Origin of the sequence: uncultured Fibrobacter sp. (assembly GCF_946062555.1) — a bacterium.
In the GTDB taxonomy this organism is placed as follows: Bacteria; Fibrobacterota; Fibrobacteria; order Fibrobacterales; family Fibrobacteraceae; genus Fibrobacter.
This window is the reverse complement of sequence record NZ_CAMGVQ010000015.1, coordinates 58392-75095: the sequence shown is the minus strand read 5'-3', so window position 1 is coordinate 75095 and position 16704 is coordinate 58392. Positions and strand designations below refer to the sequence as shown.

The 16704-nt window shown below is 42.9% G+C and carries 6 protein-coding genes; all 6 read left to right on the top strand.

Going from position 1 to position 16704, the window contains the following annotated elements:
- Positions 1-253: 253 nt before the first annotated feature.
- Genes Q0P86_RS06450 through Q0P86_RS06425 form a run of 6 tightly spaced genes read left to right on the top strand, consistent with a single transcriptional unit; the run spans position 254 to position 16605 of the window.
- Positions 254-12391, top strand: a complete 12138-nt coding sequence (locus tag Q0P86_RS06450; RefSeq protein ID WP_295038184.1) for an Ig-like domain repeat protein — start codon at positions 254-256, stop codon at positions 12389-12391.
- A gap of 9 nt (positions 12392-12400) precedes the next feature.
- Complete coding sequence (locus Q0P86_RS06445; RefSeq protein ID WP_295038181.1) at positions 12401-12853, top strand: hypothetical protein; 453 nt, start codon at positions 12401-12403, stop codon at positions 12851-12853.
- Entirely contained in the window at positions 12841-13386 is a 546-nt protein-coding gene (locus tag Q0P86_RS06440) for a hypothetical protein (RefSeq protein WP_295038178.1), read from the top strand. Before Q0P86_RS06445 ends, Q0P86_RS06440 begins: the two co-directional genes overlap by 13 nt.
- A gap of 16 nt (positions 13387-13402) precedes the next feature.
- Positions 13403-14047: a hypothetical protein gene (locus Q0P86_RS06435; RefSeq protein ID WP_295038174.1), complete on the top strand. Its 645-nt coding sequence runs from the start codon at positions 13403-13405 to the stop codon at positions 14045-14047.
- A 3-nt stretch (positions 14048-14050) separates the two neighbouring features.
- Positions 14051-15274: a hypothetical protein gene (locus tag Q0P86_RS06430; protein ID WP_295038171.1), complete on the top strand. Its 1224-nt coding sequence runs from the start codon at positions 14051-14053 to the stop codon at positions 15272-15274.
- Positions 15275-15282: 8 nt separating this feature from the next.
- Entirely contained in the window at positions 15283-16605 is a 1323-nt protein-coding gene (locus tag Q0P86_RS06425; RefSeq protein ID WP_295038168.1) for an aspartate kinase, read from the top strand.
- Positions 16606-16704: the final 99 nt, after the last annotated feature.

Genomic DNA, 16704 nt, shown 5'->3' with positions numbered 1-16704 from the left:
GCTTTCAGGCTATTTTTTTAGAAAAATGTTCCACACTTAGCTCAGAAGAGCCAAAATAAGTGTTGTAAAGTTTTACAACGCGAATTTCTATTAAAATAAGGGTTTTGGAATTTAATTTGAAAGTAAAATTTTGTGTAAAGTTTTTTTTGCATAAAGTAATCAAATAACCGATTCAATTTATTTTATATTTGCGCCCTAAATTAAATGGGTTGGATAAATGAACTTTTTGTACAAATTTTTTCTAATTGCAATTATGTTAGTTTCCATTGCGTTTCCCGCTCCAATGGAACCTGCAAAATCAATATTGTTCATTCTTTTAGACGGAATGGCTCCAAAAAGCCACGGGTTATACGAAAAATACTGTGTCGATTTTAACTATGAGTCTAGCGATTCGTGGGGAAAAACGGGGGTTGCGAAGTTCCTTCAGGAAGAAGTGACAAATTCAAAGGCTCAGATATATTCTAGGCCGTATTTTAATCCGTCTGAGAGCCCGTCCGAAATGGTAGATGAACTATCAAAAAATATGGATGCTTGGTATACAACGAATTGTGACTCGTATGATGCTTCGTATGATGCTTCAAAGGGCCGAATCTCCTACTTGAATTCTGGTAGCAAGGCTAAAGTTGGGTCCATTATGGACGAAGCCTTGGAACACTGGTTCAAGGAAATGTTGAATGAATCTAATCTTCCGAAACTTGATAGTAATTCTGCCAAGAATATCATGGAGAAAACGCAGATAAGAAGAAATGCGTGGAAATGGAATTCAACTAATGAAAGCTTCGATCCTGAAACAACGATTAATGCGTCGTATGCGAATATGGATGGACGTCTGCATGATTGGATTACGGGATACAAGTCTAAGAATGGTCGTGTTCCCACACTTGAAGAATTGGAAAAAGAACGTCCGGATTTGGTTCCTTCTCGTTATGTTTTTATTTCAAAAGGAACTGGCGGTATGGTCGCTCGTGAGTATGTGCAGGGCGAAAAATATAGGGGGGATGTGGACAAAATTCTCTTCTTTGATACCCCTCATGAGGGCTCTGGATTTGCCGACCAAGCTATTTTAAGTAAAGATGATTTGACAAATGTTCATTCGGAGCTGGGTGCTGTTTTGGCGGCGGCGGTTCCTCTTGTGTCGGTTGCGTTTATTATGGCAGATGGCGTTACGCAAGAGAATTTGCTAGAAGTTACACAAACCCTTATAGATGGTTTGTCTGGTCTTGTGAATATAGGTGTATATGATGGCCTAAAAAAAGAGTATTTCAATGATTACGAATTTGATGATGGCGTATTGTGGTATTTGGCGCAGGATGCTGATAAAAGGGACGAAAAATATAAGCCGTCCATTAATAAATTGCCCGGAGGAGACGTTGACACCCTTATTGGTCGTGTGCAACTTTTGAATTCTTATGATATGATTACCACTTATGACAAGCCCATGTTCCGTTTGACATATTCTTATGGTATGCCGAGTATAGGAAATGGGCGTCGTATGCGTGCCGATTATCTTTTCCAGAAAAAGTATCATATTAACAAGTCTATGTTGAATGCTATTATTGTGAAACAGGCGACAAATGTAGTCAAAACAATAATGATTGATAGCGCTAAAATTGATACTATTATTGCTTCAAAAATTTCTGATAATCTTTCGAAAGTTCTTACTGGAATAACTGATAAGTTGCTTTCTTCGCCAGATTTTAATTCTATGTGGCAATTTGAAAACCAGAATTTTAAAGAAAATTCTGACATTTTGAAAGGAATTGACGGCCTTTCAGGCAAAGTAAAGAACCTTATTCAAGATAATATGAATGACTGGGTGAAAAAAGGCGTTAAAGCGGGTGTAGAATGGGCTAGTGAACAAGTACTTGGTTTCGTTTTTGATAAAATAGATTTGGGTGAAACTATCGATGACCTTCCGCAATGGCTTGTTGACTTTATTGCAGTTGCGGAAAATTTCCTTCCTTCTCCGCTTCAAGACGACATTGTTTCAACTTTTGCTACATCTTATTCTCCTAAATATGATGGCATGAAACTCGCTAGTGATAATTGTGCTTCGGGCCTTTCTTTGTCGAATCCGCTGACCTATGGCAATGTAACAAACCTTGTAGGTAAAGATTATACAGAAGATTGTACCTATAGCGGCCAAAAGAAGTTGGCTCAGAATTTGATTCAGTATTCAATAAATTTCTTTGATCAAGGAACTTATGACGTTTCGGCAAATAGTTCGTATGGTGGTAGTGTGACCTTGTTCTCGAATTCTGATATTTCACGAAGAGAATTCCCGTTGCATGTAAATTCAAATATGGATTCCTATTATGCTAGTTATAAATCTGGTCTTGTTGAAATCGGTGCTGTGACTTCTAATCGGGAACTGGTTGATGAGGTCCTTGCAGCTACATGTTTTGGCCTAAAGTTTGTCCCTGCATATGGCCCTGCTTTGGAAAAAGTGTGTCAGGCGGCGCGATTGGGAACGAATATGGCTTTTATGGCCGATATTGCGTCTGAATCTGTGAAGCTCAACAATAGACTTAGTGCTTTGAGAGCGTCAGATTTAATGGCTATAAAAGCATCCCTTGTTAAGGATGCCGGAGGCTTTACTGGTATGGATTCGATGCTTTATGAAAATCCGTATATAAGTTTGCAATCTGTGGTGGATTCCTCTGTCGATGGTGTGCGTATGTTGCCAATGGTGTTTTATGCAACATCGGGTGATGGTCAGGCTGTTCCTGAAATTTCGAATTTTGCACAACTGAAAACTGTTTTTGCAAGCAGATTTGGCATGGTTGAAGATAGTTTGAACCCCTCAAAGATCTATCCGTATGTGGATGCTATTGACTCCTATAGAGACAATAAGCTAAAGACTTTAAATGATTATCGAGCATTGTCAATTAAATCTTTAAATTACGAAAATGTAGAGAATGACAAAGTCGTCAGGAGGGTTTCTTATAAGAACCTTCCTGCGATGACTGTTACAGATGAATTGCAGGAATATCGTTTCCAGATAGATGATTTGCGTCCTGATTTGATTGAAGAAATAAAAATAGATTTCAATACTGATGTCCAGTTCTATTTTACACGTTCGATGGCGGGGATGTGGACTATAGAAATAGCAAGAGCTGGAGGAACAAAGAAATCAGTTGACCATACATATAGACCGATAGTGGATGCGAACGGATTGTTTGTCTTCCGACCGAAGGCTATAGTTGAAAAATTTAACGAGGGAAAAGCAGAATCAGAAATAATCGCCTTCAATAAGGTCCAGCAGGAAGGACCCAATACGGTTACAATTACATTGAGCAATAATTTGGGCTTAAATGGATATTCTCAATTTTCGTTCTATTATCAATCTACTTTGCCGTATCTTCAGGAGGGATTCCCGAAGGATCTCCAGATTGTATCTAACTTGAATGAAATCTTCTTTAACGCTAGTAATCTTGGCGATCCATATGATTTCACAGAAGGAACCCTTTCTGTGCTTAAAGTGACAAATAATGGTTTCCAGGATGCTGTGACAAACTTAAAGTCAACGGTACAGTTGAGTACGGATTCGTTGAGTGAGGTGATAAAAGATTCGTTGGGAAATGAGAAAGAGGTATGGGAACAAAAGTGGAAAATTTCCAATTCTCTTGGCGAGAATTTCTTGACGAATAACAACTTGAGTGATGGTGAGTATGTTCTTCATTGGAAGTTGAAAACTAAGAATCGAAATTCTTCGCAGACGACGGAATACTCTATGCGGGTTAGGGTTTATGTGGATACGAAGGCTCCGGATATATCGCTTGTACTTTCTCAATCTGACTTGAGCGGCTCCGACCGTGATGGAGTATGGGGCTTGGTTGACAATAGGGCGGATGCGTCGGCTTTGCGTGCTATTCGTGGATTCGTCGTTCCTGAAGGCGGAGATACAGTGTTCCTATTCCATAATTACGGAATAGGGTCGACTATGTACGATTTTGACTGGAACGGAAAGGGAGATTCGTTGCCTCATGGGAAGGCTACTGTTTATGTACAAGCAGTTGATTTTGCTGTACCGAGCTATGATATGATTGCCGTTTTGGATAGTTTCGTTATCGGCGATACTGTTGCTTTGCGCAAATCCTGGAAGAATATATTGGGTTCTAAAGGGGCTTTCAAAGCTCATATAAATGGTAAAACAGTAAGCAAAGAAATATACATTGATAAGAAAAAACCGGAATTGAATATGGCTTCGGTTGTTGTCAGTGGTGTTTCCGATACGACTTTCCGTACTGTGTCTGGGATTCCGGCGTGGTCTCGTACGCAGGGGAGTATTCCGGTATTCAACGATGCAGAGCTGGTAAAAATTTCTTTCGCATTGAAAGAAATTGACGCAAACAAACTGGATGATTCTGTACGTATTCAGATTCTCTTTATGGATGTGGGACATTCTATTTCTAAAAGTTATGTAAGGGATTTTGACTTTAAGAAATCTGCTACATTTGAATTTACGGAACCAGAGGCGCAGCAGTTGCCGGATGGTAATTATGTCGTGTCTGTCGTGATGGTTGATGCTGCCGGTAATAAAACGGAAGTAATAGATTTGTCGAAAAAAGTAAAAGTAGATAGGACTGCGCCTTCTGTAAATCAGGTCGTTGCTGGTGAACCTGTTTATGCTTCGGCTTCGGATGTGGATTCTGCCAATGTATATGTGTCTCAGCCTTCTGATGTTGAAGAAAATCATTCATTGATAACTTGTTATCAACGAATTACCGATGGAAGTACTTCTAGCGGATGGACGAATATTAGTTCTGTAAGCGTCGCTGGTTCTAGCATAGTTAGGATTCCATATTCGATGAAAAAATCAGGGGTGACATTCGGAGATGGTCAGTATGCAACGCAAGTGGGTTGTTTCGATGAAGCAGGGAACTTCAGCATGAATAGCGATGCTTTCAGTGTTGGCCATCGTTATCCGACCATTGTCTATCCTTCGTCGGAAACTGCTCCCATTACTGGAAATATGGTGCAAATTAAAGGTATTGCACCGGATCCTATTGTGCCCAATGGAAATCTCCAGACTGCGGAATACAAAATAGAATGGAAAAATACGGATAGTTTGTCTTCGGGATGGCATGAGGACGGGATTATATCAATGAATAAATTGATGAGTTCCTTAGTGACAACACTGGCTGTGTGGAATATAGATACTCTGCCTCGTGGAAATTATGAAATTAGGTTGTCTGTTCGCGGATGTAGGGATGCTTCTGATAGCAAGTGTGATTGGGTGAGTTCTACTGTTCCAGTGACCTTGGATACCGTTGGCACAGCTCCGGTAAATAATCCGGTAATATCGTTGAGTCTTCCGTCTTCGCAAGTTCCTGGTGATTCCGCTCATGTTATTTCCGCTTATTTGAATGGGGCCAATGGGTCAAAAGACTGGTCCATGCAGATGAAAATTTATGTTGCAGATCCTTTTGATACCACCAAACTGGTGGAAGCGACTTCTGCTTATGCGGATACCATGAAAGTATCCCCATTTGACGGAGTTCCCTCCGATTTTAGCGATGAGGGACTTTATGTTTATAATGACAATGGTGAATGGAATGTGCGCTATATAGGCGATGTAAAAGCTGCTGGCGTATATGATACCACTGCGCTTGTGCTGAAATATGATCATTCCGATCTTGTATGGAAGGAAAGCGGAACCATTGTGAACGAGAAATTCTATAACGTGAATGACTCCACAATTTATGCGCCGTCTACAGATTTGAAGTATTTTGCAATCCCATCCTATAATTACATGGCAGGATGGGTTCTGGCTGAAAAATCAAATGACCTACATCTTAAATTTAAAACTGCTGCTCCGTTTATTGTCGATATGTCTTCCGCAGATACCACTCTTTTGAACCATATTTATTGCGGAGCCAAAAAGTTCAATTATAATGATTTGGATAGCAATCTGCGCTATGTGCAGACAGTGTATGTGGACTTGAATACTTATAAATTGGATGTCGTATGGAATGGTCTTACGAAAAACAATGTTTACCCCGGTTCTTCTAAAGTAAAACTGACCGCAGTGGCGACTGAAAACATTGAAAATGGAAGGGTAATTTACGCTGAAGGCGATTGGGATTTGCATTTTGGTGAGACTAGGGTTATATCGAATTATGGAGTGGCTCCCGATACCTTGGGCGAATTTGTAATATCCAGGGATTCAAGCGCTAGTGCGATGATCAAATTGGGTGATATAGGGTATGAATTCGGTATAACCGGAAGAAATGCTAAAGTAAGCGTGTTTGTAAAGGATGATGCAGGAAAAGTAGTAAGTACTTTGATGAAAGATTCAAACTGCATTGCCGGTGAGCAAAAAGATGCCTATTCTGTATCGTGGAATGGTATTACCGATGGTGGCTTTGCTGCGACAAATTCTGGAAGGTATACCTTTGAAGTTTCGGCTGTTGATGCTGATGGAAACCGCTCTAGTGGTAGTTATCCATTTGTCTTGACATATGCAGGTCAACTTCTTCCTGCGCCAGATAGTTTGTCTGGTACAGGCGGCGTGTTTGCGGCACTTTCTATGGACGAGGCCCTGTCTGATGAAAACGGAGAACTGCGCTATGTTGGTAAACCGGATTACAAGTTGACTGTTGATGCAAAAGCCCAAAAGCTACCAGAAGAAGAACGAGAACTGGAGTATTATTGGGATTATACTGGAACTCAGGAACCCTCCATATATAGAGCAAATCGCTTTAGTCTTGGAATTCGCAGGGCTAGACGTAGCTTCCCTGTGACGGTGGTGACTATGATATCAACGTACGGATATCATATGAATTTCGAATGTCGAGGGTTTATGTGTTATAAAAGCGGGTATTACCCAGAAAAATCAAGATATTATTTTACGGTGTCTGCGCAAAGAATGACATTTGATAAACTAAAAAATGGTGGGGCGTCTGTAATAAATAGCGTAAAATTGAATGGTGTCGGGAAAAATAATTTGGTTGGCTTTGATGCAAACGGAGATAAGGAATATGATATAGGTTTGTTTGTAAAAGTATTTAGTGCTACAGATTATGAAGATATATTAGATAGCATAAATAAAAAAGGTCATGATTTTGTAATTGATGCCGATGCTATAAATCCTACATGGAATACATTGTTTAAAAATGGGAATATTGATGGTTCAACTCAGTATACAAATAGTCAGTTGTCTGATTTTTTTGGCAGCGATTATAAAAAGACTTTGTTATGGTCTGCCAAAACTACATTCAAATATAAAAGTAAAGACATGACTGGAATTGTGGGTGAAAAGGATGGAACGAATGAAACGTGTGTGCCGTCCAAGGAAAACGACTATGTGTGCGATTCTACTGATGCTACATATGATGCTCACAAGAATATGTTGACAATGGATGTTTTGCATGTTGATGGAGAAAAATATTTTGGAAATAATTCTTTAGATTTAAACGGATCATCAAATAATGATGGAAGTGCTACCAGTGTTTTTGCTAAGTTGAAACTTACAGTGAAAGGCAAGTATTGGAATCCAGATGGTTTTGGATATACGAACCTAGCAAACAAATATACTCGTTTTGACCATACGAACAACACTCTTTATAAGAAAAGCAATTTCTTTGATGCATGTGCTTCTATGCTGAATTTACATAATGGTAAGGAATGGGTTCATAGTTCGAATTATGGCCTTGTTACCGCTTTTGAAACGCAAAAGTTTGCTGTTCAAAAAGATGATTGTTTTAAAAATAATCCGTTGACCTTCCCAGATGAGGCGAATGATGAAACGATTACTCTGACAGACGGCGCTTCTCATTATTTTGTGAAGTTCTTCGGGGAAAATACGGATGCTGATGTGACCTTCCAGGCGAATATGGCCGTTTACGGGGTTGATGGTGTTACTAAAACGAAGTCGTTCAAGTCGTCTAATGGGGATATACAAACCTTTGACGGAATGGCCGACTGCTCGATGAAACGGGATGGTTTTGTAGTTATGGTTGCTCCTTACATAACTGATTTGAATGCGACTAAGCCATCTGGAGTCCAGGTGTCGTACCCTTATTTGGATTCCAAAGATTGGATTGGTACTGGCGTGAGCAATTTGTGTGATGATTCTTCAATAAGGGATGTTGATAATCAGAGTTTGTGGTGTTACAAAGCCTACACTGCAGCATCACGTATACATTATAGTGTAAATGACTGGACTGATGCTGACTGGAAGGCTAAGTTTACGGTGGGCGGGGTCATGAAAAATATGCTGACGTCGTTGGCATCCCAGGATTCATTGTTTAACAGATGGAATCCCACAAATTCTGCTGGATTGGGCAAGTTTATCGTAAGGGCTGATTCTACCAATTATACGAAAAATGTTGGTTGGATAATTCCGAGGAGCATGTTTGAAAAAACGGAGAAATCCTCTTCGTGGGATGGAAATATTCATCCTAATCCGTTGCTGAAGTTCCTTGATTCAAAGTCTTGGCAAATGTCCGATGATGGTAGTTATGCGTATAATCCTGGTGAAAACATTTCTGAAGCGTTGTCCTATATACGTTCGATTGATTCGGTGCCGATGGCATATAATGATGTAAAATTTAAGGCTGTAGATACCGTTTCTAGGGATCGTCTGCTTAGACAGAATCTCTCAAGCGAAATATTGGGAAGCCCTTGGGTGCAGGAAGATACTCTCATTAATCCTGCTATATACAGCCGCAAGGCCGATACAACGAACATTCTCCCATCGCATCCGTATTTTGATGTGTCGATTAAGAATAATCATGTACAGGTGACTCGCAATTCTCTTGTTCCGGACGCCCGAGTAGATGAAATAGTGACGCTGCGTGGCCGCGTTCCTGGAGTGGATCTCCCGTGGAACCTCTCCTATTTGTATGATGGTCGTATAGTCCCGTTGAAGAGGGGGTATCAGGATACGATACCGTTGGTGGAACCATATCCGGCAATCGATACTGTTAATGTGTATAGGTTGCAGGGAAATACGAGTTTCTTCCTCACTTATGGCAGTGGCAACTCTAATGGGGATATTTACTTCAAACAATTAAATGTTCATATAGGACAATTGGTAAATCCGGGTAGAGATACGCTTATTCAATCTATGTATGGAAATGTGTCTGTCCAATTCCCGGCCAATGCCTATGATGGCCCCACGGATGTTACTGTAAGAACGGCTTCGTTGTCGGATTTCCGGTATAGGATTTTTGAAGGCTTGGAGCCCATTGGAGTTGTTGTAGAAGTACTGCCATCCCACAAGTTTGATGAAGATAGCAGCGCAAAGTGGCCTCGTGTATCCGTTGACATTACCAAAGAAACTCTAGGGAACAAGAATCCGTTGGAGGCAAGAATATATAAGCCTGATACGGTGTCAAAGACTATTGTTCCGCTTGATGCTCAGGAAATCTCCTTCTATAATGGGGACACTTTCCTGAAAACCTGTGGTGACTCTAGTAGCGTTACAACGTGCAGCGCGGCTCCTTCCGGCTGGGATAGAATTCATATATCCGGAAAAACACGCTCGTTCTCTACCTTTATAGTAATGGATACCACAGTTGCGGCGAATGTTCATGTGCGTGACAGTGTGGAGGCTATTCCGGAATTCGCATGTGCAGATTCGATGCCTGTTAATTCGATTGTCTGGATGGGGCTAGTAAATGGTTATCTTGAATACCCCTATCCTTGTGTCGGAAGAAGCAATTACTTACTCCAGCTCAAGGCTGATGGTAGCGTTGCGGGTGAGGTCCAGGGTGTTGCTGATGGAGCCATCATTTGGTCTGCTCGAATGAACGATATTGGTGCCGTTGGCGATACAATGAGTTCGCGTCTTGCTTTGTACGGGACAAATGGCAAAAATGTACAGCTTGCTGGCCCTCGCGTACTTGCCGATACCTCACTTCCCAAGATAACTGAAGTGACAACTTCGATTAGCGATGATGGAGACCACAAACAAGTGACTTTGGGGGCCTTGCTAGAAGATGTTGGTAGCGGAGTCGAAAAAACGACTATTACATTGTATTTCGGTGGTGCTGTTCTTGAAAGCAGAACTGTGTTTGCTTCGGATCATTTCACCGAATCCTTCTTGATAACGAAGGAAAAAACTATGGAGTGCGTTGGTTGTGTGGCTTCGTTCAAAATTGTGTCTGAGGATTATGGGCACAACTATGTCAAAACGAAAATTTCTTCCGAACCTATTTATCCGTACCCGACAACTATGGTGCTGTGGTATCCTTTGAATGAAGGCGTTGGAAGTGTGACGAAAGAAATTACAGGTTCTGGCATTGACTTGGATATTTCCATGGACAATCCGTGGAGGAACGGAAATTCAATCTATATGTGGAAAGGTACAGATGAGGCTTCTTCAAAGTCTACATGGTCGGGGGTAGATACTGTTCCCATGAGCGTTGAGTTTGCATATAAGCCTGGTAGGTACCATGACGATAGGGCGTATTCGCTTGTGTCGTGGAATGGATCGAGACCTTGGACGATTTGTGTGAGGAACGGCCTATTGTCCTTCGATTATATGGGGCATTCTGTGTCCTTTGACAAGGTCGCGCTCACGGCAAAGGTCAAGGCTCATTATGTGCTGGTCGCAGAAGGAAAGACTGTATCTATGTACAAGAACGGAATTCTTGCGGATCAGAAGGATTTGGGTGTAGATTTTGAATGGGTATCGCGCGGCAATCCTGTTGTAGGCAATAATGGCAAAATGATTGCCATGTCTGGCAATATGAGCTCCTTGAGGTTCTATAAGGATGCTTTGAGTGCAGAACAGGTCTACTCCATATACAATGGTATCGTGGATACAAACGTGGAAATCATCTATGCCCATGCGGTTGATTTGGATGACCGTTTTGGGATGGTTGTGGATCAATCTTGCGATTTGGCAGGAATGGCGTATCTGCGACAAAAGAACCTGTCTTCTGATGCATCCGTTTCTTGGCGTGTGAATGTACCTGCAGATGCGTATAATATGTATGTGCTCTCTCGCGGGTACGCGAATATGAGCTCGACTGTGGATGTGTTGGTAGACAGCAGTTATGTCGGCTCTTACTCGCTTTCGTCTAACGGAATATGGGAAACGCAAAGCTTGGAAGGTTTGATGATGAGCCTTGCGTCTGGAGAGCATGTTATAACGGTAAAGCCGAAGAATATGACTAATATAGCGGCTTTTGCCTTGGTTCCGATACGGGCGAATATTACCTCCGCTAATATGACGTGGAACGATAGTACTTGGCTTGCACCAGAAGCGAAAGTTCAGGTGGAAATGCTTTATCCGGCATTTGGTGACAAAACATGGATGAAAAGCGACTTCCGTCTAAAGAATCTCACAGGTTCTACGATATCTGGTATGCGTTTGCGCTACTATTATTCTGGTGAAGGAATTGACGTCTCGGCTCAGAGTTTCAATCCGCAGGCTTCGGTTAGCTTTGGAACCGACGGAGGCGATGTGTACTATGTTGAATATGCGTTGACTGAATCTGTGGCGGGTGGAGCTTCCGCCAACTGGGGTTATGGTCCACAAATAGGCATACATAGAAACGACAAGTACAATTCGTTCCCTGCATGGAATTATAATGATGACCCGAGTTTTGACTCTAGTGCAATAGGAGGATCCTTCCAAGTCACTGACCGTATCGCCCTATTGGATGAGGATGGTTATTTGCTCAGTAATTGGTCCTGTTATGAACAAGGAGCTCCTGCGGAAATGTTGACTCCGAGTGTTCGTGCGCTTGCAATGGAAGAAAATTGGGATACTTCCGCTAAGAGCACTATTGCAATGCTGGTGGAAAATACCGGTGTTGTTAAGTTAGACGGATTTGAAGTTCGATACTATTTCCGTGATGATGCTGAAAAGCCGCAATTCGACGTACATTCTAATATGTTAGCCCAGGCTCCGGAATACGTGGAGGTTGGCAATGGATTGTACTACGTATCGTTCCGATATAATGATGTTATCTTGAACCCTGGTGAAAAATCTGATTTCGGGAATGGCGTGAAGTTCGCCTTGCATCATACTGATTATCAAAATTGGAATGCGGCTGATGATCCGTCCCATTCTGGTTTGACTCATGAAATGTCACAGGCGGACTCGATAGTTGTACTCGATCTCTCTGGACAATTGCTGTGGGGAACTATTCCGCAGCAATCGGATGGTGCGCCGAAGAAAGGCCCGAATACGGTTGTGACAAACGGAGCAATTGAAATTGACAGAGATCAGGTTATAGTTACTGTGAATGAACCCGCTTACTATGTGCTACAAGTTGTAGATGCATTGGGTAGCCCATTGCAGACACTGTTTAAAGGCTCATGGAATGAAGGCGTTCACTATGTATCCGTTGAAAATACTACATGGATATCAAATAATTTCCTAGTTTTGACTCTTAACGGGAATATCTTGAACAAGGTGAAATTGGAGTAAAATTTTGATATGAACTGGTTGCGATTTTTTAGTGAAAAAATTATGCTGATTACAATTTTTCCAATTACGGCTTGTTCGTATATAACGGGAGGTGATTCGGAAGCGGAGTGCAAAAAAGTCACCTATGAGAAGATTGCCGCCTGCTATTATTACGAAAATGTGAGCTACAATGCTGCGTTACGGATGGATAGATTGGAGTGTACTAGAATCTGTGTCACTGATACGTTGTCTTTAGAGACTAAAGCAATATATGCGGGGACAAATGGCGGCTCAAATTTTTTTCGTGATTCAGTTGTTTTTTTTAAAACAGATACCATAGAAGTTTATCCTCTTGAAAATCCAGATGGCTATTTCGAAAATAATGTGAAAGTTAAAGGCAGGGATGTGATTTATCGTGATAAGAATGGTGAAAAAATGCTTGGCTCTTATAGTATGAACGGAAAAGTCCTATGCGAATTTTAATAGTTGCTTTGTTTATATTTTGTGTTAATTCTCATGCTGTTTTTGTCGCTTCGAGTATTGGATACAATTTTATTCAGGAGGATTCTCCGATTCTTGATCCTGCTGGAATTGTGTCTTGGTCTGCTGAAGTCGGTTTTTTTAATGAACCCTTAAATTTTGCAGACTACAAATTTTCCTTTGAAATTAAACGCGCGGGATATTCCTGGAATGGAGGACAAGAAAGCGTATCATTATATTTGTTAAGTATCAAACCTATAACTTGGTCCTTTACATACAAAGACGTGATGCTTGAAATATATGGCTGCGTTTCTCAGCCTTTTTATTCCAATAATATGGATGAAAATAGGGGGAAGAAATACGAGAAAATTTTTTTTGAAAACGATGGTGTTTTGGGCTATGGTTTTCGCTTGGGTTATAATTTAAATGAACATTTTCTTTTGGCGTTAAGGTTTGATAGTTATCTTTTTCAATATGAAGAAGCTGATGCTTTTTGGGTTGGCGGCTGGGGTCTTTCCGCTCAATGGAACTTTTAACAATAGGGAATTATAAATGAAAAGAATTATTCTGGCTATCGCTCTTGTTTGCGTTTCTTCCTTCGCTCTTACGTTGGAAGATGTGAAAAGAGGTTTAAAAGCGAATTTAATTAATCCAGATTCCTTGGAATATCGGGTGCATACTGTAGTGACCGTTCCTACGTTTGGTTCTCAAGCTACGGATTATCATTATGTGACCAAAGGGAAAAACAAGGTGTATTTTGAAATGCGAAGTTCCCTTGTGAACCAGCGGATGATTCAATCCGGGAAAAAAATGAAAACTATTGATTTGGTAACGCAAAAAGAGCGGATTACCCCTTACAATGGTGAAATAGAAAAGTTTGCATCCGTCCAAAATGGATCCGATGCGTTGAGTTCTGGGAATTGGAAAGAACCAGTACGTGTTGAAGGCTCTCTTTATAAGATTGAAGGGGATTCTTCCATAGTCTATTATGATTCGGCGAAAAAACAAGTGCAGAAAATGGAACAAGCTGTAGGGGAAAATTCGTCGGTAATGACTTTCGAGTATGATAATGTAACGAAGCAAATCTGTGCCATGCATATCTCTGTGATGGTCGGAACGCAAGAAACGAAAGTGGATATGACATTTTCTGTCTATCGGTCGTCTGCTAAATTCCCGGATAGGTATTTTGAATTTTAGTTAATGCCTGTATTTTCGCGTATTCTTGTTTTGTTCTTTTTCCTTGCCGTGTGCGCAAGGGCTGAGGATGTGCAGGTCATCGAAGGGGATGCCGACGGTGTGTGGGACCTTTCGGCGAAAAAGCTCCGGGCGATGGCTGCGGTCTATCTGGCGGAATTAGGGCACGTTCCTAGTTCGGAAAATAAAGCCTTTGCAGTCTCCTTTTCTGCATCCGGGCAGGCGAAACGTACCATACAGATGAAAAAGATCCTGCCAGGAGGCTATATTGAAGAGGATTCTGTCGTGACTGCGGGGATGGATGCTGCAGACGATGCTGTGGAAACTTTGCTTACAAAATCCTTTGGAACGGCTTCCAAAATTTACAAAAGCGAAAGGCCTTCCAAAGTATTCATTATGACCCCCGAATTTATAGACATTGACGACAGTATGGCAAGGCCTTCGGCTAGAAATATGGAAACGGCCCTTGGTGAACTTGGGTTCGAACTTGCTGAAAATGATAATTATGGGACCAGACTCCAGATGTTCCTGGTGAAATTGAAAGATGTCTTTTGGCTGGGAATGATTCGTATGGAAGGTTCCAAGGTTGTCAAGGGAGTGCATAAAAAGTTCACGCCGATCGAAGACTTAGAAACCGTTATTTTTTCGTTGACCAACAAGGCGATGAATCAGGATGTAAGCCACGAGAATGCTGATGTCGATGTGAGGAACTATGCCGATACCCATGAGGCGAAATGCCGTGCCGTCAATGAAGCGGAATCTGTCACAGGATTTTTTGCAGGTGTTACGTTCGATTTATTGTGCGAACTTTCCGGTTATCTTGGAATAGAAGTGGCCGCAGGTAGCAAGGACCTTTACGACGATTGGTATCCTAATATCCGGTTCGACTTTACGTGGGGTTTTTCGGACAATCATGCTTGGCTTTTGGGTCTAGATTATGCAGGAACCTTTGGTCAAACCGAATCCAGGTGTGCACTTGAATCCATTCACAGGTTCTCGCAGACGAAAGGACTTTTCGTTGATTTCATTTGGGGATGGGGCTATGATAGGGAATATGACGGCTGGTATATGGGCGGTGATATAGGTTATAATCTATTTGCGTTCAAGTCAAAGGCCCATTGGCTATCGCTGATGTTGCGGTACGATTGGGGTTTAGATGACGATATCGTCGATGGGGGCCGGATTTCGGTCAACCTGGTTTATAACCTCCGCGGTTACTTTAGCGACTGATGTAAAAAATGAGTCAAAGAATCGTATGCAAGTTCGGCGGCAGCTCTGTCGCCGATGCCGGCCAGTTCAAGAAGATCAAGGCCATCGTTGAATCCGACAAGAACCGCAAGGTCATCGTCGTTTCCGCCCCCGGCAAGCGCAATCCTAAGGAAACAAAGCTTACCGACCTCCTCTACAGCACCTACGACCTCGCTTCCAAGGGTCTCGACTTTTCGACCCCGTGGAACCTGATCCGTCAGCGCTACGACGAAATCTGCAACGATCTCGGCCTGGCTGACAAGCTCACCGAAGATCTCGACAGCCTCGAAGACAAGCTCAAGAACCACCCCGAATCCGTCAGCACCGACTTCTTGGTAAGCCGTGGCGAATTCCTGTGCGCACGCCTCATGGCCAAGTACCTGGGCGCAAACTTCGTGGATACCTTCCCGCTGATCACCTTCGACGACAAGTATCGCATTACGCCGAAGACCTACGAAGACATCGCGAAGACCTTGTCTGACGAAAACCAGCTTTACGTGCTACCGGGCTTCTACGGCAGCAACCTCCGTGGCGAAGTCAAGACCTTCAGCCGTGGCGGCTCCGACATCACGGGCGCAATCCTTGCCAACGGCATCGATGCCGCCAAGTACGAAAACTGGACCGACGTCTCGGGCATGCTCATGGCGGACCCGCGCATCGTCGAAAATCCGCTGCCCATCGAATACGTGAGCTACCGCGAAATCCGCGAACTCGCCTACTCCGGCGCAAGCGTGCTCCACGATGAATCCATCGCCCCGTGCCGCGCGAAGAAGATTCCTATCAACATCCGCAACACGAACCGCCCCGAAGACGCGGGCACCATCATCGGCCCCACTCCGGAAGAAGCGAAGCTCCCGATTACGGGTGTCGCCGGCCGCAAGGGCTTCTCGATGATCTACATCGAAAAGTCCATGATGAACAAGGAAGTGGGCTTTGGTCGCCGCGTGCTCGCCGTGCTCGAAAGCGAAGGCCTCTCTTACGAACTGTGCCCGAGCGCCATCGACTCCATGAGCATCGTGGTTGACTCCAAGGCTCTCGACGCCGTGCAGGACGTGGTCCTCGAAGACATCACGCAGCAGATGCGCCCCGACCGTATCAAGGTGTTCCCGGGCATCTCGCTCATCGCGACTGTCGGTCACGGCATGACGAACAAGATCGGTGTGGCTGCAAAGCTCTTCACCGCTCTCGCCGACAACAAGGTGAACGTCCGCATCATCGACCAGGGTTCTTCGCAGATCAACATCATCACCGGTGTTGACGAAGCCGATACCGAGAAGGCCATCAAGGCCATCTACGGTGCCTTCGTGAAGTAATCCGCGATTGTCATCCCCGCGCAGGCGGGGATCTTCTATTGATATTAGAAAACGACCCGGAAAAAAATCCGGGCCGTTTTTTATGAGGCAGAGTAACAA

What these genes read in the sequence shown, in the direction of transcription:
- Q0P86_RS06430 (WP_295038171.1), top strand. Translation starts at nt 14,051, where the DNA reads ATGCCTGTATTTTCGCGTATTCTTGTTTTGTTCTTTTTCCTTGCCGTG.
- Q0P86_RS06445 (WP_295038181.1), top strand. Translation starts at nt 12,401, where the DNA reads ATGAACTGGTTGCGATTTTTTAGTGAAAAAATTATGCTGATTACAATT.
- Q0P86_RS06440 (WP_295038178.1), top strand. Translation starts at nt 12,841, where the DNA reads ATGCGAATTTTAATAGTTGCTTTGTTTATATTTTGTGTTAATTCTCAT.
- Q0P86_RS06435 (WP_295038174.1), top strand. Translation starts at nt 13,403, where the DNA reads ATGAAAAGAATTATTCTGGCTATCGCTCTTGTTTGCGTTTCTTCCTTC.
- Q0P86_RS06450 (WP_295038184.1), top strand. Translation starts at nt 254, where the DNA reads ATGTTAGTTTCCATTGCGTTTCCCGCTCCAATGGAACCTGCAAAATCA.
- Q0P86_RS06425 (WP_295038168.1), top strand. Translation starts at nt 15,283, where the DNA reads ATGAGTCAAAGAATCGTATGCAAGTTCGGCGGCAGCTCTGTCGCCGAT.